Raw genomic sequence first — 19298 nt, forward strand, 5'->3', positions numbered from 1 at the left:
TTTCCCCCACTCATTTAAGTTTACTTTGAGTTGGAGAAAGTGTCCAAAGGGATTAGGGGGCTAAATAGTTTTCCGCGTTAGCGGCACGCGCTGCCGTTATTCCGAAACTAAGCGCCCATTTTTCCGCGTTAGCGGCACGCGGTGCCGTTATTCCAAAACTAAACGCCCATTTTCCCGCGTTAGCGGCACGCGGTGCCGTTATTTGAAATTATGGTAGAAGAGAGACCCCGCCCCTAATACCGGAAATCGATATGAACCCTTAAAAGAACAGGTTGTCTCTAAATAAACCATATGGGATAGCCTGTTTTTTTGCGCTGCTCGCGTTGACACGATTTAATATTTAGCTTATCATCTAAATATAAGATTTAGATGATTATCTAATTGTCAAATCACGAGCTTGAATGACAGAGGTGATCCTATCCATGAACGATGCATTCAAGGCGCTGTCCGACCCCACCCGAAGGAAAATTCTCCAACTGCTGAAAGAGAAGGATTTGTCCGCGGGGGACATCGCCGATCAATTCAACATTTCCAAACCGAGCATCTCGCATCACCTGAACATTCTCAAGCAAGCCCAGCTCGTCCAAGACGAACGCCAGGGGCAAAATATCATTTACTCCATCAATCTTACCGTCATGCAGGAAGCCATGGGCTGGTTTCTCGGCATGATCGGCACAAAAGGAGAGTCTACCGATGACAAATGAAAATCAAACCGCTCGAAAATTAGGGTCGAGGAAAGATTGGATTCTACTCGGAACGAACGTGCTGCTGTTCCTTATCCTCTATTTTATCTTTAATGATCGTTTGCCGGATCAAGTCGCTTCGCACTATAACATCCGCGGCGAGCAAGACGACACGATGGCCAAATGGAGCTTCTGGCTTATGTATGCCGGTATCGGCGTAGCCTTGCCTACCGTTCTGTCGTTCATGCGCCATATCGATCCGCGCAAAAAAAACTACGCCCGCTTCGAAAGCTATTTCGATCTTATGCGCTGGGCGATCAGCCTTTTCATTCACGCCTTGTTTATGGCGATCATCATTGATCAAGCCGGATATCGCTTGCCTATCGTTAATCTTATCGTTGGCGGGTTAGGCCTATTGTGGATCGTCATCGGCAACCGAATGGGGCAAGTGCGTAGCAACTTCTTCATCGGAATCCGCACGCCGTGGGCGCTGCTCGACGAAAACAACTGGCGCCTCACTCATCGCATGGGAGCCCGGTTATGGGTGGTCTCGGGAATTTTGATGTTCGCGAGCGCATGGTTCGTTCCTTCTCCATGGATAGCGGCGATCGTGCTGACATGCGCTTTAGGGAGCTCGCTGATTCCCGCCGTCTATTCTTACATGCTGCACAGACGGATCTCCAAAGCCTAAACATTTTATTTAAGATACGGAGGATTTAATCCATGAAAAAGCTCACTATGTTCGCGCTAGCATCTTCGCTGCTCTTATCGTCGTTTCCTCTTCAAGCATCGGCTTCGGCATTTAAGCTTACGATCGATAACAAACCCGTGATCCTCCCTGACGCCCAGCCATACGCAAAGGGCAACGACATCATGATCCCCGTTCGCCATGCCGCTCAAGCGCTGGGTTTAGAGACCAAACTGGACAACAATACCCGAATGGTTCAGCTTACCAAACCGTCTATTAAGATTACGTTTAAGCTTGAAGAGAACAAAGCTACTATTTCCGAAGGTACAATCGTGCCATTCGGGACGGCGGCAGTCGTAAAAAATAACCGAGTATATGTGCCTCTATCCTTCTTCGAGAAAGTGCTTGGCATGCAAACGAGCTATAACAAACAACGTTCGGAAGCCGCCATCGCTTCGCCGCAAGGCGTTGAGGCCACTATTCAAGCCATCGTGAAACAGCTCGCTGCCGGCGATTATCAATCGCTCTCGGACGACTACTTCGACGATTCGGTTAAACAAGCGCTGCCGGTCGAAGCTCTGAAAGCCGGCTGGGAGCAGACGGTTTCGGCGGCAGGCTCATTCGTTGGCATTCAATCCATCCAGTCGAATCCTAACGTGACTAAGCACAAGGAAATCGGCGTCCTGCTCGGGTTCTCTAAAAACAATGTCGTTCTATCCCTGAATCTTAACGATAACAACAAAATTATCGGTTTGTGGTTAAAGCCCGTACAAACCGTCGTTCCTCTTCCCTCCAACCTAACGGAAGACGAGGTTATCATCGGCGAAGGAACGGCTTACCCGCTGCCTGGAACGTTAACGCTTCCGAAGGACGCTAAAGGTCCCGTGCCTGCCGTTGTCCTCGTTCACGGATCCGGACCGAACGACCGGGACGAGACGGTAGGAACTTATAAACCGTTCCGCGATATCGCATGGGGTCTCGCCCAGCAAGGCATTGCCGTGCTTCGCTACGACAAAAGAACTTTTACTCACGGCAAGAGCTTTACTCCCGACATGCTTGCCAAGTTCACCGTAAAAGACGAAACGGTCGACGACGCCATCGCCGCGTCCAACCTGCTTAAAAGCGATAAACGAATCGACGCATCGCATGTGTATATTGCCGGCCATAGCTTAGGCGGCCTGCTGGCTCCGAGAATCGACGCCGAAGGAGGAGACTTCGCCGGACTGATCATCCTTGCGGGTTCAACGCGGCCGCTGTGGGAAATTAGCGCCGATCAGAACGCCGACTATATCCAAGCGATGGACGACAAAGATCCGGCGAAGAAAACGAACGAAGCGTGGCTTGCCGCGGAGCTGGAGAAGGCCCGGAACATTCGCAACCTGTCGGACTCGGAAGCGATGGCTCAAGTCGTATTCGGAATGCCTGCCTATTACTTAAAGGAAATGGACGCTCACGGTGCCGCCGATCTCGTAAGCAAGCTGGTCAAACCGATCTTCGTGCTGCAAGGCGAGGAAGATGTCCAGGTCTACGCGGATAAAGATTATTCCCTCTTGAAGGAGCAGCTTAAAGGAAACGCTAACGCTACTTTCAAGTTATATCCCGGACTGAATCATTTCTTCATGAACGTTTCCGGCTCCTCGGGCAACGTCGATAAGCAAGTCGTTCAAGACATTGCCGAGTGGATCAACAAGAATTAATGACCAAGAACCTTAAGCCCGATAACGGCGCCGATGACTAGACAAAGGAAGAAAATGCGGCGGATTTGGCGGGACTCTCCGTAGAACAACATGCCTACGAGGGTTCCTCCAACCGTTCCTATCGCCGTCCATATCGCATAAGCGGTTCCCATGGAGATCGATTGCATCGCTATAGAGAGCAGAAGAAAACTGGCGACGAAGCCGCCGGCAAGCAAGAGCACGCTCAGCTTGTCTTTTTTGTCTTTCAGCCTATTCATTCCGAGTACGCCCACGACCTCGAACAATCCCGCGAATACGAGCACGATCCATGCCATTATTCCTCCACCTCCTTCGATTTAGCATCCGTAGTCATTTTCAATCCGGCTATTCCTATAATTAAAACAATGACGAGAGCCAGCTTAGCGGCATCCAATTCCACGTTGAAAAAAACGGATTCCGCGAGCACCGTGCCCGCGGCGCCTATCCCCGTGAACACCGCATAGGCCGTACCGACCGGCAGAGCGCGCGTACAATAAATTAAACCGACAAAGCTTATTAAAATTCCTAATGCGGTTAAAGCCCATTCCCACGCATTGGAAGCGTGCTTCAATCCGGATACCCAACCTACCTCGCATATCCCCGCCGCCAATAACAACAACCAATTCCGATTCATACTGCACCTCCAAGTTGTATTTTACCCCTGCGAGTCGCAGCGGACTCCGGTTTAATGGCACAAAAAAACCGAGAGCATCGCCGACTCCAAGCAACGTTAAACGTCGCTTACGTGCCGTCATCGATACTCCCGGGTTTTTATCCCGCCGTGTTCATCTTCGCTTAGGAAGACGCGCTCTCTCTCGGACCGATCCGATACGCATTCGCATCGTGGAACCCTAGAAAGCCTATTTACTGATGATGTCATTCAAAAATACTTCAGGTTGCGCGAAGAGTCAACTATTTTTTCTCGGTTGGGCACCGCGCGGAGGCAACCCTGTTTCTTCTTCAGGCTCGCTGGGCTCCGCAGCCGCGATTGCCGCCGCTTCTGCAGCCGCTGCTTGCTCCGCGGCCGCTCGCATCGCTTCCCTGCGGGCTTTCGAAGTCGGAGAATTCCACAGCCTGCGGGCACCCGCTTCCCTAAGGCCTTGCCAGATGGAAGAAGAACGCGGCGCCGCCACGAATTCCACGTCATCGTCGGGCGCAAGAATTAACCCTAATTGATAATGCTCTCCCGCGTACCGCGCGCGTTGAACAAACTTGAGATGTCCCTCGCGATTAGCGACTTCAAGCTTGCAAAAGGCGGACTGCCGTTGCAGCGCCGCATGGAGCTCTTCTTTATTGCGCACGGCCAAGCCGTTTACTTTCTTGATCGTTTCGCCGGACTGAAGTCCCAACTCGTCTGCCGGAGTGTTCGGCAATACCGCCAGCACCTTAACGCCCGTGCCGTCTTGAGAATATTGCGGATCCTTTCCGGCTTCCCGCATTCGGCTGAATACCAGCAAACCTTCATGCAAGGCGAACGCGGCGATAGCCGCAATTACGCCCAACGGGGACCAGAACTCCGCTCCGGCGGCGAGAGCGGCAATAGCGACTCCATATAGGATAAGCATATTGCCCGAAGTCCGAGCTTTATGCTCCGGCCAGTAAGCCGTCGTGCGATCGCTGAAGCCAATGAGCACGGGAAAAGCCAACAAGCTCCATGTCGCCGCATCCCCGCCGAAGAGAGGCGTCCAAGGCAGCGTGAACCCCCCATCGGACGTTGGGATCATCCACAGGAGAGGGATCGGCCATACGCCCGACAAAGCGTATGCTCCCATCGGCTTGCCGCGCTTACCTTGCAAGAACAACGGGATCGCAAGCTTCGACCCTTGCAGCCGAACGAGGAATCCTTCCGCAACGTGCAATAAGCCGGCAATGAAAAGCAACCCGGGCACGTCAATCGCCGCGAGAGTCTGCAACGCGTCGGCCCAAGCTCCTTGAGTCTGATCGATACCCGTCCACTCCGACAAAGCCTGCAACAAACCGAGAGCTCCAGCCGCATACGCCAAACAAACGTAACGCAATTGGAATAAAGCCAAAACGGCCATGACGACCCATAAGAACAGCAAAGTCTCCGACGTAAGATCCGCTCCCGCTCCCAGTCCGGCTACGGATAGCGCAAGCCCGACGACTACGCCCGCGACGACTCTCGTTAGCGTCAAGTACAGACTGCCGTACAGCCTGACATGGAACAGCTTGCGCTGAAGAGTCACCCCCAGTCGCGCATGCCACCATACGAGCAAAATCGCGATATAGAAATACGGTTGCGTAAACAGCCCAACAGCGGCTTGTCCCGCTTCCCGCAACACGTTCAACAAAGAATCCGCTTGCCAGTCCACATGCCTCTCCCCTTCCTAAGAGGTTGTTCAAAAAGTCATCTTTTGATCACGAAGCATTACCGAGAGCAAAACTCGGCTTCGAATCTTGGATTCAGCCGGGCCTTCCGGTGCTCACGTAGGTTTCGCCTACGCTCCGCGCCTCACTCCCTAAGCTTCTTCCAACCTTCTCGGTGCTGAAAACCTGACTTTTTGAACTTCAATTCCAGAGGTTGTTCAAAAAGTCATCTATAGGTCACGAAGGAACGCGTCGATTCCGTTCCGATATCAAAAAAGGAAGTTGACCTAAGTCAACCTCCTAAGTATTCGACAATAGCAAGAAAATTCCTTCACCGTCCGCCCGTCTTATTATTTACGGAGCAACGCCGATCAATTCCTTTGCTTTGCTTAACGCCGCCTGCCATTGCTTGTCGTAAGCGGGATTCTGCAAATTCACGTACAGGACCTCTTCGAGCCTCTGAGCCGTCTCCTCGTTAACCTCGCCCGTAACCGCCAGCGATTCCTTCGCCTGGAAGCTCTCCACGGCGTGTTTGGTCTCCTCGCTGAAGTAACCGTCCGAACGATCCGCGGGGAACCCGACGCCGAATAAAATATTCTGAAGATTCGCTACGGCCGCGCTTGTCATGTCGTACTTTAGAACGATGTCCCGCGGCAATCTCGAGGCGAGAAAAAATTCCGGCTGCGATACGACGACGTCCGGCACGATTCCCTTCTCGTTAATCCAGGTTCCGTCAGGCAGCAGCCATTTGTATACGGTTAACTTGATCAAGCTGCTATCGCCTAATTCGTCGGGAAAGGGAACCTGTACCGTTCCTTTTCCATAAGTCGTTTCGCCCATCACCATCGCATTAGCCGATTGCTTCAAAGCCCCGGCCAGTATTTCGGCCGCGCTCGCGCTGCCCTCGTTTACCAGCACGACTAATGGATACACTTTGTTATTTTTCGCGCCGTTCGGAGCAGCATCGACTTTAAGCTGTCCGTCCCTATACTCGGACTGTACGATCGGCTTGCCTTTCGCCATAAATTGATCCGCTACCTCGATAACGGATTGAAGCAGCCCGCCCGGATTGTCGCGCACGTCGATCACGAGCGCTTTCAGCCCTGCGGATTCCATCATCTGCAATTGTTCGGCGACTTGGACGGCGGTATCTTCGTTGAATTGACTAATGATCAGGTGCCCGACACCGTCGGTCCCGATTACCGCATGCACGGTTACCAGATCGATACGGTCCCTGACGAGCTCTAGATCGAGCGGTTCGGCAGTTCCCTTCCGCTGCACCTTCAGCTTCGCCTTCGTTCCTTTAGGCCCCCGGATCTTGCTAACCGCTTCGCTCAAGGTTAGCCCATGCAGATTTTCTCCGTTAATAGAGAGCAGGATGTCTCTCGGCTGCAAGCCTGCTTTCTCGGCCGGAGACCCGCGAATGGGCGCCTCTACCACTATCGCTCCGTTTTCTACTCTCAATTCGGCACCGATACCGGTAAAAGCCCCTTGCAGGTCGTTGCTGAATTTCTCCGCCTCCTCCGCGGACTTGTACACGGAGTAGGGATCGCTCAACGATTGGAGCATCCCTTGGATGGCGCCGTCCATCAGCTTATCCCGATCCGTCGGAGCAATGAATCTTCGTTCTATGAGACCGATCGCTTTATTCAGTTTATCCAGCTCCGTCTGCCGAAGCCCCTCCGTAACCTCAGAGGAAGCCACGCCCGCTTTCCCGCCGGTCGACTTGAAACCCCAGTCGGGAAGCTCGAAAAAGGCGTACGTCGCCATACTGGCAGCGATAGCCGTCAGCACCATCATGGCTACGACGGTGCGACCTCGAAACCACACGTAAACCCCACTCCTCGAATTACGTCATATTGTTACATTATGACAAGCCTAACTCAATTATCCTAGAAAAAAACAGCCGTCGCCCGACTAACCTGTCGGAGGATCGGCTGTCCCTCTTGCTGCTACTTCAAATAAGGCGCGGGATTAACCGGTTCGGCGTTTTTGCGTACTTCGAAATGCAAATGGTTACCGGTCGATTGGCCGGTTGAACCTACTAACCCGATTTTCTCTCCCCGTTTGACCGTCTCGCCTTTCTTGACGAGAATCGCGCTCATATGCCCGTACAGCGTCCATAATCCGCCGCCGTGATCAATAATGACGCAGTTGCCGTATCCGCTCCAAGACTGGGCGACGGTTACGACGCCCGTCTCTGCCGCGTAGATCGGCGTTCCCTTCGGAGCGGCCATATCCATCCCGGCATGCAGCTTCTTCTTGCCCGTTATCGGATGAATCCGGTAACCGAACGGCGATGACAGCCGGTAATCGGATTTCAACGGCATACCCAGCTTGCCGCCCTTGTAATAGTTTTTGATCCGGTTTTTCTTCGCTTCCAGAGCGGATGCTTGTTTTGCGAGCTCCGTGAGCTGTTTCTCGGATTCCTCGCTGATCTCTTCCATTTCCTCGATTTCCTTGGACAGCTTGGAGATAAGTACTTCTTTGTCCTTCTCATCCTGCTCGAGCTGCTGCATGTGCACTTCCATTTCTTCGTAGAGCTTCTTGATTTCCTTAAGCTCCTCTTCCCGTTGAACCTTCATCTCGGCAACTTCGTCCGTGTACTTCTTTTTCTCGTCCACGATATTGCGATCTTGCGAGGCGATCGATTCGACGGCGTCGAACCGATCCAAGAAGTCCGAGAAGCTCGTCGAGCTTAGCAATACATCCAAGTAAGACACCGGACCCGCCGTATAGGCCATGCGCACGCGGGAATCCATCAACTCCGTGCGGTTATCCCTCTGCTTAATGGCTTCTTGCAGCTCTTCTCCGGTCAAATATAGTTTTTCTTCCGCTTCCGCGATTTTCTTTTGCGTATTTTCCAACCGCTTCTGAACCGTATCGATCCGCGACAACAACTTCTCGATATCTCCCTTTGTCGCTTCTTGTTTGCCCGTAAGGTCTTTTACCGTATTCTCGGCATACCTCTGATTATGCGCCGCGCGTTCCATATCCTGTTTCAATTTCTTCAGGTCTTGATCGATTTTCTCGACTTCGGATAAGGCTTGTCCATGATAAGGTTGCATGATCAGTCCGGCTACCATAAGCATAGCCAACAGCAACATAAACTTCTTATTCACAATAGTCCTCCTCCGGAAACGGATCCCCCGCCCCCAAATATCGGTTTGAATACAACTAAACCTTCAAATATTTCCGTACCGAGATCGTGCTTCCCCAGACTCCCAGTAACGTTCCTAATCCGATGATCGTTCCGCCGACCAATACTCTGACTTCGTCTAAAGAAGAGAACTGAATCATGTACAAGCCTACGGTCGCGCTAGTTGTATGAACGAGTTGAGAGTAACCGTATAAAAGGATGAGCGTGCTGATCAACGACCCGAAAAAGCCGATAATCGCGCCTTCGATAAAAAACGGCCAACGGATAAAACTGTTCGTGGCGCCGACGAGCTTCATAATCGAAATTTCGCGGCGACGGGCAATGATGGTCATCTTAATCGTCGTCGAGATGAGGAACATCGCCATAACCGCTAATCCCAGCACGATAAAAATTCCGATGTTGCGGACGGCGTTCGTGATGCTGAACAGCTTCTCGATCGTGTCTTTGCCGTATTTCACCTTGGCGATCGATTTGTTAGGATCGGTTAAGTTGATGGCTTCGATCTGCTTGGCTATGTATGCGATTTTCTGAGGTTCGAACGCTTCGACTTCGAAGGCGTCGGGCAACGGATTGTTTTCTTTCTCGTAGCCGTCCAACGCTTCCTTGCCTTCTTCGCCCATGCTCTCCCGGAACCGCTTCAAGCCTTCTTCCTTCGGAACGAAGGTGACCGATTTGACCTCGGGAATGCGCTTGATCGTTCGTTCGATCTCTTCTGCTTTCGTCTTCTCCGCGTCCACCTGGAGATAGACATTGATTTGAACTTGACTGTCTAACTGATCGGCAAGCTTGTTAACGTTAAGCGCAAGAAGCATAAAGATGCCTAGAATAAACAAGGATACCGCGATAGAGCTCATGGAGGCGAATGTCATCCACCCGTTGCGGCCTACGTTCTTAAAGCCTTCGCGCAGATGCCGGGTTACGGTACTAAATTTCATAGCCGTAGTCCCCTCTCTGCTGATCGCGAACGATGGTACCGCGTTCGATGGCGATGACGCGTTTGCGCAGCGTGTTCACGATCTCTTTGTTGTGGGTGGCCATGACGATCGTCGTGCCGCGGAAATTAATTTCCTCCAGCAAGTTCATAATGCCCCACGACGTCTCGGGATCCAGATTGCCGGTCGGCTCATCGGCTACGATAACCGCCGGGCTATTGACGATAGCGCGGGCGATGGCGACGCGTTGCTGTTCTCCCCCGGAGAGCTGGGCAGGCAAGCTGCTCGCCTTATGCTTCAGGCCGACAAGCTCCAATACTTCCATCGTCCGGCGGCGGATCATCCGGCGAGGCGTCTCGATGACTTCCATCGCGAAAGCGACGTTCTCGAAAGCCGATAGTTTGGGTAACAGCTTGTAGTCTTGGAAGATGACGCCGATGTTGCGGCGGACGAAAGGAATTTTACGATGCTTAAGCTTGCCTATATTAAACCCGTTAACGGAAATTTGCCCCTTGGTCGGCACTTCTTCCCGGTAAATCAACTTCATGAAGGTGGATTTCCCCGCACCCGAAGGTCCTACTATGTATACGAACTCGTTACGGTCAATGACGACGTTCACGCCTTGCAACGCGGTAGTACCGTCGGCGTACGTCTTCCAAATGTCCTGCATTTCAATCACGGTATCACTTCCTGTTAAGATTCAGACCTTAGTTACTTCGACATCATGCCTGATATTCCTCTCTTTGTCGATGTTCTTCTGGGGAATTCTGTCGAGATTACAGCCGTAATCCTTTGTCAGTTCTAGTTTTTAGGTAAATTTTTAAAATTTTTTAATGTTAGAGGAAAACGAATGGCCGGATGGATCGTCTAACCTTTTAGTAACATTTGTAAAATGAACGCATGCGAACTGGAGAGGGATTCCATTATGAAAAAAGGTTGGGTAATTACAGGTTTTTTAGCAATCGTGCTTGCAGGGGCGGGAATCGGCGGAGCGATTAGCTACGGCAGCGACGACACGCTGCCCGAAGGGTTCAGCATAGGCGGTTTGCAGCTAGGAGGCGAGGTGCCGGACGCGCATTGCGGCAAGTTCAGGAGCGCATTGCCCGACTGGAAGCCGCCACGGTCAATATCGAGCCTGACAGCGTTAGCGATACCGCCGTCACGGAAGGAACGATTACGTCCTTATCCCTAAAGCAGCTAGGTTTAAAGATCGAAGCGGACGAAGCCCTCGCCGCAATCGAAAAATATCGCGGCTACGGTTGGTACGATCGGGCAAAACTCCGCTATCAAGATGACTTCGACGCTTCCTCGTACGGAATCGAGGTTAGCTGGGATGAGGCTGCGCTTGAGCGGAACGTCGCGCAAACATGGGGCAACCTCGTTACGGGCAAACCGGAAAACGCCACCCGCACGATCAACGACCAGGATCTTGTCGTCTACACCGAGGATAAACCCGGACGTACGCTCGATATTCAAAATTTGATCGATCAAGTAAGGGAGCTTAAGCCTTCTTCTTTGAGCGCGGCTCCCGATCAACCGTACCTCCTGAAAGCTTCGGTCATCGAAACCGCCCCCGAAGTTACGCTCGCCGAGTTAAAGGAGGAAGGCATAGATCGCAAGATCGTCGAATTCTCGACCTCCTTCGAGACGAGCGGAGAAGGACGCTCCCATAACGTGACCGTTGCCGCCAAAGCGTTAAACGATACGCTGCTCATGCCGGATGAAATATTCGAATACGGCAAAATCGTCGCCAAAGCGGAGCAAGAGTACGGCTACAAGGAGGCCCCCGTCATCCTCAAGGGTAAATTAACCCCCGGGGTCGGCGGCGGCATTTGCCAAGTCTCGAGCACTCTTTACAATGCCGCTTTGCTAACGGGCCTAGACATCGTCGAGCGACGCAATCATTCGCTTGTCGTCCACTATTTGCCGAAGGGTCTCGATGCTACGTTCGCCAGCGGTTACGTGAATTTCAAGTTCCGCAATTCGACGGGCAAGCAGTTGCTGATCCGTACGGTCGTTAAGGACAAAACCGTCACGGTAAAACTATTCGGCACGATGCCGGGCAATGTCAGCTATAAGACGGAAACCGCGCAGTTAAAAGTCAATCCTCCCAAAACCGTCTACGTCGCCGATAACAAAGTCGCGCTCGGGAAACAAAAGGTCGTGCAGAAGGGCGACTCCGGCTACGTTGTAGAAGCCTTCTTGGTGAAAATGGTGGACGGGGAATTCGCGGAACGGAAGAAGCTGTCGAAGGATACCTACCGTACCCAGGACACGTTAATCGCCGTCCACCCGGACGATCCGCGTTTGCAGCCCGGGGGCGGCAGTTCGTCCCCTGCGCCGAACGCCAATCCGCCGCTAGACGGCGGGTCTCCGGCTCCCGGAGAGGACGAGGGAATTCTCGAACCGATTTGAGCACGTAAAAAAAGCTCAGCTACCTCTGTAGCTGAGCTTTTTCGCGAATTTACACCGTATCGTTAAGCCTGCACCAACCCGGACTTCGTAACGTATTCCGTCACCCAATCGGACGTATGCGCGAGTTCGCCTTCTGCGCGGGCGATAGCTGCTTCTACTTGCGGCGTTGCCGTACCGCCGTACACGTTGCGGGCGTTTACGACCGCTTCCGGCTGAAGCACCGCGTAGATCCGGTCGTCGAACAGCTCGGAGAACTGCTTGAACTCGTCCAAAGTCAAGTCGAGCAAGAACTTGTTCTGCTGAATGCAGTACAACACCGTCTTGCCGATGACTTCATGCGCTTGGCGGAAAGGCAGACCTTTGTTCACGAGGAAGTCGGCAATATCCGTCGCGTTGGAGAAGTCTTGGTCGACCGCGCGGCGCATCTTGTCCTTGCGCACCTTCATCGTCTCGATCATCGAAGCGAATAGCTGTAGCGCTCCTTGCAGCGTTTTGACCGTATCGAACATGCCTTCTTTGTCTTCCTGCATATCTTTGTTGTAAGCAAGCGGAAGCGACTTGAGGACGGTCAAGAGGCCTACCAGGTTTCCGTACACCCGTCCCGTCTTGCCGCGGACAAGCTCGGGCACGTCCGGATTTTTCTTCTGCGGCATGATGCTGGAGCCCGTGCAGAAAGCGTCATCCAGCTCGACGAACTGGAACTCCGTGCTGGACCAGAGGATCAACTCCTCGCTCAAGCGCGACAAGTGCGTCATGATGAGCGAAGCCCCGCTCAGGAATTCCACGATAAAATCGCGGTCGCTGACCGCATCCAGACTGTTCTCGTATACGCGTCCGAAGTTCAACTGCTGCGCCGTGAAATGGCGATCGATCGCGAAGGTCGTGCCCGCAAGCGCGCCTGCTCCGAGCGGCAGGGAATCAATCCGTTTGTAGCTGTCCTGCAGACGTTCGATGTCTCTGCCGAACATGGACACGTAAGCCATCAGATGATGCGCGAACAGAATCGGCTGAGCGCGTTGAAGGTGAGTGTAACCCGGCACGATCGTATCTAGGTTCTGCTTGGCTTGGCCGACGAGAGCGGCTTGGAGCTTCTGAAGCTGTTCCACGAATTCGACGACCCGCTTGCGCAGGTACAGATGCATATCCGTCGCCACTTGATCGTTGCGGCTGCGCCCGGTGTGCAGCTTGCCGCCGACAGGTCCGATCTCCTCGATCAGCGCCTTCTCGATGTTCATATGGATATCTTCGTCTGCGATGAGGAATTGTTGTTCTCCGTTCACGATACGTTCGCGTACTTTAAGCAATCCCGCTTTGATTTTCTCTACGTCTTCGGCTGGCAAAATACCGCAATGCCCGAGCATCGTAACGTGTGCCAAGCTGCCTTGGATATCCTCCATCGCCAATTCTTTGTCAAACGTAATCGATGCCGTATATTCTTCAACCAGCTGGTCCGTCTTCTTCGTGAAACGGCCGCCCCATAACTTACTCATGTACGGTATACCCCTCTCTTCTATATCGCGCTAATAACGGCAAAAGGGGAGCGCCGGTCGGCGAAGGTGCCTCCCGCATTGCCCCGCCAGGCGGGGGATGGTTCGGCAGGCTTCGCGCCCGGATCTCCCTTTTGTCTTTTATCAATTAATGCCGGAGGCGCCGGTAACGCCCGAAGATACCTTCAGGCGAAGCGCGTTCAGGCGGATAAAACCGGTAGCGTCGCCTTGATCGTACGCTTGCGTAGGGTCCGCTTCCATCGTTGCGATGTGCGGGTTGTAGAGGCTGACCGGACTCTTAAGTCCCGCCGCCATGATGTTTCCTTTGTACAGCTTCAGACGGACGGTGCCCGTCACGTTCTTCTGGCTTTCGTTAACGAGCGCTTGAATCGCGATACGCTCGGGCGCGAACCAGAAGCCGTTATAAACCAAAGAACTATATTTGGAGATCAGGGAGTCGCGGAGGTGCATCACGTCGCGGTCCATGGTCAACGATTCCATCTTGCGATGAGCGGTGAACAGGATGCTTCCGCCCGGAGTTTCGTATACGCCGCGGCTCTTCATGCCGACGAAGCGATTCTCAACCATGTCTACGCGGCCTACGCCGTGTTTGCCGCCGATTTCGTTCAGCTTCTCCATGACCGCGAGCGGGCTGAGCTTCTCGCCGTTAACCGCTACGCAGTTGCCGCCTTCGAAATCAAGCTCGATGTATTCCGCTTGGTCGGGAGCCTTCTCCGGAGATACGCTGAGAACGTACATGTCTTCGACTTCAGCCGCGCTGGAATCGAACCAAGGGTCCTCGAGCATCCCGCTCTCGAAGCTGATGTGAAGCAGGTTGCGGTCCGTGGAGTAGGGCTTGGAAGCGGACGCCGTAACCGGAATGCCATGCTTCTCCGCATACGCGATCATCTCCGCGCGTCCCGGGAACGCTTCGCGGAACGCCTCGAGGCGCCAAGGCGCGATCACTTCGATGTTCGGAGTCAGCGCAGCGGCCGTGAGCTCGAAACGAACTTGGTCGTTTCCTTTGCCCGTCGCGCCGTGAGCGATCGCCGTCGCTCCTTCGGCGATAGCGATTTCGACCATGCGCTTAGCGATCAACGGACGAGCGATGCTGGTACCGAGCAGGTATTGACCCTCATACAACGCGCCCGCTTGAAACATAGGATAGATGAAATCTTTCGCGAATTCGTCGCGAAGATCGTCGATATACACTTTGGAGGCGCCGGTCTTCAGCGCTTTTTCTTCCAACCCGTCAAGTTCGTCCTTCTGACCGATATCGGCGGTAAAGGTGATGATCTCGGCGTCGTAAGTTTCTTTAAGCCAAGTAAGGATAACCGATGTGTCGAGGCCTCCGGAGTAGGCCAGCACGATTTTGTTTTTTGCCATGGGAATGAAAGCTCCTTTAGGGTAGTGATGTTGCTGAGATGCTCGTATTGCCGCTATCCCGTTCATTCAGGAAGATGGGTCTAGTCCACCAACTTAGCTAAATAGATGGATAAATCCAGTTAAAAGTTATGATGAATGCCGCTCGCAGATCAGTAACAGTATAAACCATGCCGCTGATTGCGGGTTGATACCGCCGTGAACGGATTCATTACATAATGGCCGCCATGATCGCTTTCTGCGCGTGCAGGCGATTCTCGGCTTCGTCGAAAATAACGGAGTTTTTGCCGTCTATTACGCCTTCGCTCACTTCTTCCCCGCGATGCGCGGGCAAACAGTGCATGAATAGGTAATCCGATTTGGCATGCTTCACGAGCGCTTCGTTCACTTGATAGTTCTTGAACGCTTTCTCGCGCTCTTTCTGTTCTTCCTCGAAGCCCATGCTCGCCCATACGTCCGTATAGACGACATCCGCGCCTTCGATCGCTTCCCGCGGGTCTCTCAGGATGTCGACGCGCCCGCCGGTTTCGGCAGCCGCTTCCTTGGAGGACTTGACGGATCTCTCGTCAGGGTCGTAGCCTTCGGGAGAAGCGCTGGCGAAGTGCATGCCCAGCTTAGCCGCGCCCATCATGAGCGAGTGAAGCACGTTGTTGCCGTCGCCTATGTAGGCAACCTTCAGTCCTTCCAGCTTTCCTTTATGTTCTAGCACCGTCTGGTAATCGGCAAGCGCTTGGCAAGGATGCGATTGGTCGGACAAGGCGTTAATGACCGGAATCGTCGCGCCGCGCGCCAATTCGACGACGTTGCGGTGTCCGAACGTGCGGAGAATCATGCCGTCAAGGTAACGGGACATCACTTGAGCCGTATCAAGAATCGTCTCTCCTCGTCCCATCTGGATATCGTTGCGGCTCAAGAACAGCGCTTGGCCGCCCAACTGATACATCCCGACTTCGAACGATACGCGCGTGCGCGTGGACGACTTTTCGAAAATCATGCCCAGAGACTTGCCTTTAAGCGGCTGATACACCTCTCCGGCTTTCTGCTTGCGCTTAATCTCTATCGCCAAATCCAGCAGGTATCGGATTTCTTCGGGAGCGTAATCGACAAGACCGAGAAAATCTCTGCCTTTCAGTCGCGCCGCTATTTCTTCAACGTTTGTTGCAGTAGTCATGGAAACCCTCCTCTATTGTAAAGCACGTGTTCAAACAGTCAGGTTATCCTCTTAAAGGCTGACGGACTTCGCCGCCGCCTGTTCCGTAAGCACGGATGCGATCAAACCGACCGCGGTATCGATCTCTTCGTGGGTAACGAGCAAGTTCGGAAGCAACCGGATAACGTTCGGGCCGGCAGGCACGACGAGCAATCCGCGATTATGCAATTCCGCTATCGCTTCCCCTGCGGGACCGTTGCACAGAATTCCGATCAGAAGCCCTTTGCCGCGCACTTGGTCGACATTCGGCAATCCGGCTAACTTCTCTTGCAGTTGTCCGATCAAATATTCGGATGCTTCCGCCGCGCGTTCGACCGCTTTTTCCTTGAGCATCGTCTCGATCGTGGCCGCAACGACCGCCATCGCGATCGGCGTGCCGCCGAATGTCGTCGCATGGGCTCCGGCTACGAATGCAGGTTTCAGGTGCTCTTTCGCCAACATCGCGCCGACCGGGAAACCGCTGCCGATCCCTTTCGCCAACGTGAATACGTCCGGCTCGACATCGTAATGCTGATAAGCGAAAAGCTTGCCCGTGCGTCCCATGCCCGTCTGAACTTCATCCACGATCAGCAGGAGGCCATGGCGATCGCACAGCGCGCGCACTTCCCTGAGGTAGTCCCGATCGACGGGGATAACGCCGCCCTCGGCTTGAACAAGCTCGAGCATGATCGCGGCCGTCTTATCGTTAATCGCCGCTTCCAAAGCCGCGATATCGTGCAAAGGCACATGACGGAAGCCTTCCGGCAACGGCAGGAAGCCTTCTTTTACTTTATCTTGGCCCGTAGCGGTCAATGTCGCCAGAGTCCGGCCATGGAAGGATTGGAATAAAGTAATGATCTCGTAACGATCGTTTCCTTTGACCTTCTGGTGGTAACGGCGGGCGATCTTGATCGCCGCCTCGTTCGCTTCCGCGCCGCTGTTGCAGAAGAACACCGCATCGGCGCAGCTGTTATCGACTAGCAATCTCGCCGCTTTCTCCTGGTTCGGATTGCTGAACAGGTTAGACATATGCCACAGCCGATCAAGCTGGTCTATAAGGGCTTCCTTGACGGCATCCGGAACGTGCCCGAGATTCGTTACGGCAAGGCCGCTCATGAAATCAAGGTATTCTTTCCCTTGATCGTCCCACAGGCGGCTTCCTTTGCCCTTCACCAATGTAATGGGAAACCTCGCATAAGTCTGGAATAACGCGCTGTCACTCATTTCGATCTCTCCTTTTTACACCCGATTCGCTTTACGATCTTACGATCCGCGTTCCGATATTGCCTTCCTTTACCGCCTTGCTGAGCACTCGCTCCGCCGAGCCGTCCACGATCAGCACTTCTTTGACTTTGCCGTGCAGGCAGCTCATGGCCGCCCTGACTTTCGGAATCATGCCGCCGTATATTTCTTCCGTTCGAATCATTTCTTCTATGTCCGCAAAAGTCGCCTGAGGCAGCACGACCTTCTCTCCGTTCACCGTGCGCATGATACCCGGAACATCCGTGACGACGATCATCGTATCCACGCCCAGCTCGGAAGCGACCGCGCCCGCGGCCGTGTCCGCGTTAATGTTGTATCGTTGGCCCGCCGCGTCGATCCCGATCGGAGCGATAACCGGTAAGTATCCTAGCTCGATGATGCCTTCCACCAAAGAAGCGTTCACTCCGGTAACGTCGCCGACCAAGCCGACTTCGTTAGCGTTCGCGACCGGTTTGACTTCGATGAGTTTGCCGTCCGTGCCGGAAAGCCCGATCGACTTGGCGCCGTTCTGCTGCAGCTTGCGTACGATCTCCTTGTTGATGCGACCGGCCAGCACCATCTCGACGACGTCGAGCGTCGCTTCGTCCGTTACGCGCAATCCGCTGACGAATCGGCTTTCGATGCCTAGCTTTCCTAGCGTCTCGTTAATGGCCGGACCGCCTCCATGGACGATGACGGGCTGGGTTCCGCTAGCTTGCAAATCGCGCAAATCCTCGAAAAACGCATCCGGGAGAGCAGCCAACGTGCTGCCTCCGCATTTCATTACAAAACGATGATCGCTCATGAATATCCGCTCTCCTTACGTCCGATAGGCGGCATTGATTCGCACGTAATCGTACGTTAGATCACAGCCCCACGCCGTCGCTTGCCCGCTGCCCATGTTGAGGTTCACGTTGATGCCGACGGTATCGCCTTTTAAATATTCCAATGCTATATCTTCGTCGAAAGGAACCGGGCGGGATTGCTCCAACACGAGAATGTCCCCCAGACGGATGTCTACCGTTCCCACGTTAACCGGCTGTCCCGCCCGACCGACGGCGGCGATAATGCGTCCCCAGTTCGCGTCTGCGCCGAACACGGCCGACTTCACCAAGCTGGAGCCGATGATCGTCTTCGCGATCGCTTGCGCCGCTTCGTCGCTAGCCGCTCCGATGACGGTCGTCTCGATCAGCTTCGTCGCGCCTTCGCCGTCGCGAGCGATCGCTTTGGCCAGCTCGGCGCACACATGCCGCAAACCGTCCACGAAAGCAGCGAAATCGGGGTGGTTGCGGGTTAATTCGGTATTGTCCGCCAATCCGCTAGCCATCGCCACCAGCATATCGTTCGTGCTCGTATCGCCATCTACGGTAATCATGTTAAAGCTTAGATTCGTCACTTCGCGCAAAACCTCTTGCAAGAGCGGCGCGCCGATACGCGCATCCGTCGTGACGAAACCGAGCATCGTCGCCATGTTCGGATGGATCATTCCCGAGCCTTTGGCAGCTCCCGCGATCGTCACTTGCCGCCCGTCCGCATTCAAAGTTACGCAGCTGACTTTTTTAACGAGGTCAGTCGTCAGAATCGCTTGGCAGAAATCGTCGGACCCTTGAACGTCGCCTCTCAGTTTCGCCGGCAGCTTCTCGATCCCCGAATTCACTCGATCCATCTTAAGCAGCTCGCCGATAACGCCGGTAGATGCTACCGCTACCTGATCTTTGCTTACGCCGAGAGCTTCCGCCGCGTTCGCCTGCATCGCCCGCGCGTCCGCTTCCCCTTGCGCGCCCGTACAGGCATTGGCGTTGCCGCTATTGACGATAACCGCGCGAAGAATGCCGCCCTGGCCCAAAGCTTCTCTCGTCACTAGAAGAGGCGCCGCTTGAAATAAATTCGTCGTATACACGGCTGCCGCCGCAGCCGGAACCTCGCATAAGATGACGCCCAGGTCGTGCCGATCCGTTTTTTTCAGCCCGCAATGCAGGCCTCCGGCCTTAAAGCCTTTAGGCGTCGTAACGCCGCCGCCCTCTACGATCGAATAAAGCTGATTTCCCATGATAGTCCGTCCGTTCCTCTCGTCCG

Annotated in this window: 18 protein-coding genes and 1 riboswitch; of the genes, 5 read left to right on the plus strand and 13 right to left on the minus strand. The window is 53.8% G+C overall.

The genetic code is table 11. From position 1 onward, the window contains the following. Window positions 1–422: 422 nt before the first annotated feature. Genes FPL14_RS10930 through FPL14_RS10940 form a run of 3 tightly spaced genes read left to right on the plus strand, consistent with a single transcriptional unit; the run spans window position 423 to window position 3068 of the window. The gene (locus FPL14_RS10930; RefSeq protein ID WP_182302972.1) at window positions 423–704 is read left to right on the plus strand and encodes an autorepressor SdpR family transcription factor; all 282 of its coding nucleotides are present in this window, start codon (window positions 423–425) and stop codon (window positions 702–704) included. Further along, window positions 694–1374 carry an SdpI family protein gene (locus tag FPL14_RS10935; RefSeq protein WP_182302973.1) on the plus strand — a complete coding sequence of 227 codons (681 nt, stop codon included), beginning with the start codon at window positions 694–696 and terminating at the stop codon, window positions 1372–1374. Before FPL14_RS10930 ends, FPL14_RS10935 begins: the two co-directional genes overlap by 11 nt. 32 nt (window positions 1375–1406) lie before the next feature. Beyond that, entirely contained in the window at window positions 1407–3068 is a 1662-nt protein-coding gene (locus tag FPL14_RS10940; protein WP_182302974.1) for an alpha/beta fold hydrolase, read from the plus strand. Here the strand turns inward: FPL14_RS10940 and FPL14_RS10945 are convergent. From FPL14_RS10945 to ftsE, 7 genes are all read right to left on the minus strand, one after another. Then, entirely contained in the window at window positions 3065–3382 is a 318-nt protein-coding gene (locus tag FPL14_RS10945) for a DMT family transporter (protein WP_324617896.1), read from the minus strand. The genes FPL14_RS10940 and FPL14_RS10945 overlap by 4 nt on opposite strands. After that, window positions 3382–3720 (minus strand): DMT family transporter, encoded by a 339-nt coding sequence (locus tag FPL14_RS10950; protein ID WP_182302975.1) that lies wholly within the window; start codon window positions 3718–3720, stop codon window positions 3382–3384. The genes FPL14_RS10945 and FPL14_RS10950 overlap by 1 nt, the downstream gene beginning before the upstream one ends. A 124-nt stretch (window positions 3721–3844) precedes the next feature. Then, window positions 3845–3952, minus strand: a riboswitch (guanidine-I (ykkC/yxkD leader). 42 nt (window positions 3953–3994) lie between these two features. Continuing rightward, a complete protein-coding gene (locus tag FPL14_RS10955) occupies window positions 3995–5419 on the minus strand; it encodes a PDZ domain-containing protein (RefSeq protein ID WP_182302976.1) in 1425 nt (474 codons plus the stop codon). 349 nt (window positions 5420–5768) lie between these two features. Next, entirely contained in the window at window positions 5769–7244 is a 1476-nt protein-coding gene (locus tag FPL14_RS10960; RefSeq protein WP_182302977.1) for a S41 family peptidase, read from the minus strand. A gap of 122 nt (window positions 7245–7366) precedes the next feature. Further along, on the minus strand, window positions 7367–8536 hold the full coding sequence (locus FPL14_RS10965; protein WP_229263867.1) for a murein hydrolase activator EnvC family protein: 1170 nt from the start codon (window positions 8534–8536) through the stop codon (window positions 7367–7369). 55 nt (window positions 8537–8591) lie between these two features. Next, window positions 8592–9509 carry a permease-like cell division protein FtsX gene (gene ftsX / locus FPL14_RS10970; RefSeq protein WP_182302978.1) on the minus strand — a complete coding sequence of 306 codons (918 nt, stop codon included), beginning with the start codon at window positions 9507–9509 and terminating at the stop codon, window positions 8592–8594. Next, window positions 9499–10185, minus strand: coding sequence for a cell division ATP-binding protein FtsE (gene ftsE / locus FPL14_RS10975; RefSeq protein ID WP_324617897.1), 687 nt, complete (start codon window positions 10183–10185; stop codon window positions 9499–9501). Before ftsE ends, ftsX begins: the two co-directional genes overlap by 11 nt. Window positions 10186–10431: 246 nt before the next feature. Between ftsE and FPL14_RS10980 the strand changes: the two genes are divergently transcribed. Then, on the plus strand, window positions 10432–10698 hold the full coding sequence (locus FPL14_RS10980; protein WP_182302979.1) for a hypothetical protein: 267 nt from the start codon (window positions 10432–10434) through the stop codon (window positions 10696–10698). Then, on the plus strand, window positions 10584–11921 hold the full coding sequence (locus FPL14_RS10985) for a VanW family protein (protein ID WP_182302980.1): 1338 nt from the start codon (window positions 10584–10586) through the stop codon (window positions 11919–11921). The genes FPL14_RS10980 and FPL14_RS10985 overlap by 115 nt, the downstream gene beginning before the upstream one ends. Before the next feature lie 62 nt (window positions 11922–11983). Here FPL14_RS10985 and argH read toward each other — a convergent pair whose 3' ends face one another. The 6 genes from argH to argJ all read right to left on the minus strand — a co-directional run bounded on the left by argH (window position 11984) and on the right by argJ (window position 19272). Beyond that, the gene (argH, locus tag FPL14_RS10990; protein WP_182302981.1) at window positions 11984–13411 is read right to left on the minus strand and encodes an argininosuccinate lyase; all 1428 of its coding nucleotides are present in this window, start codon (window positions 13409–13411) and stop codon (window positions 11984–11986) included. Window positions 13412–13552: 141 nt separating this feature from the next. Further along, the gene (locus FPL14_RS10995; protein WP_182302982.1) at window positions 13553–14794 is read right to left on the minus strand and encodes an argininosuccinate synthase; all 1242 of its coding nucleotides are present in this window, start codon (window positions 14792–14794) and stop codon (window positions 13553–13555) included. Window positions 14795–15002: 208 nt separating this feature from the next. Next, window positions 15003–15962 carry an ornithine carbamoyltransferase gene (argF, locus tag FPL14_RS11000; RefSeq protein WP_182302983.1) on the minus strand — a complete coding sequence of 320 codons (960 nt, stop codon included), beginning with the start codon at window positions 15960–15962 and terminating at the stop codon, window positions 15003–15005. A gap of 51 nt (window positions 15963–16013) precedes the next feature. Continuing rightward, entirely contained in the window at window positions 16014–17204 is a 1191-nt protein-coding gene (locus FPL14_RS11005; RefSeq protein ID WP_182302984.1) for an acetylornithine transaminase, read from the minus strand. Window positions 17205–17235: 31 nt separating this feature from the next. Further along, window positions 17236–18027 carry an acetylglutamate kinase gene (gene argB, locus FPL14_RS11010; protein ID WP_182302985.1) on the minus strand — a complete coding sequence of 264 codons (792 nt, stop codon included), beginning with the start codon at window positions 18025–18027 and terminating at the stop codon, window positions 17236–17238. Window positions 18028–18042: 15 nt separating this feature from the next. Further along, complete coding sequence (gene argJ, locus FPL14_RS11015) at window positions 18043–19272, minus strand: bifunctional glutamate N-acetyltransferase/amino-acid acetyltransferase ArgJ (protein WP_182302986.1); 1230 nt, start codon at window positions 19270–19272, stop codon at window positions 18043–18045. Window positions 19273–19298 lie beyond the last annotated feature (26 nt).

It is taken from the genome of Cohnella cholangitidis (assembly GCF_014107495.1).
Taxonomy (GTDB): Bacteria; Bacillota; Bacilli; order Paenibacillales; family Paenibacillaceae; genus Cohnella; species Cohnella cholangitidis.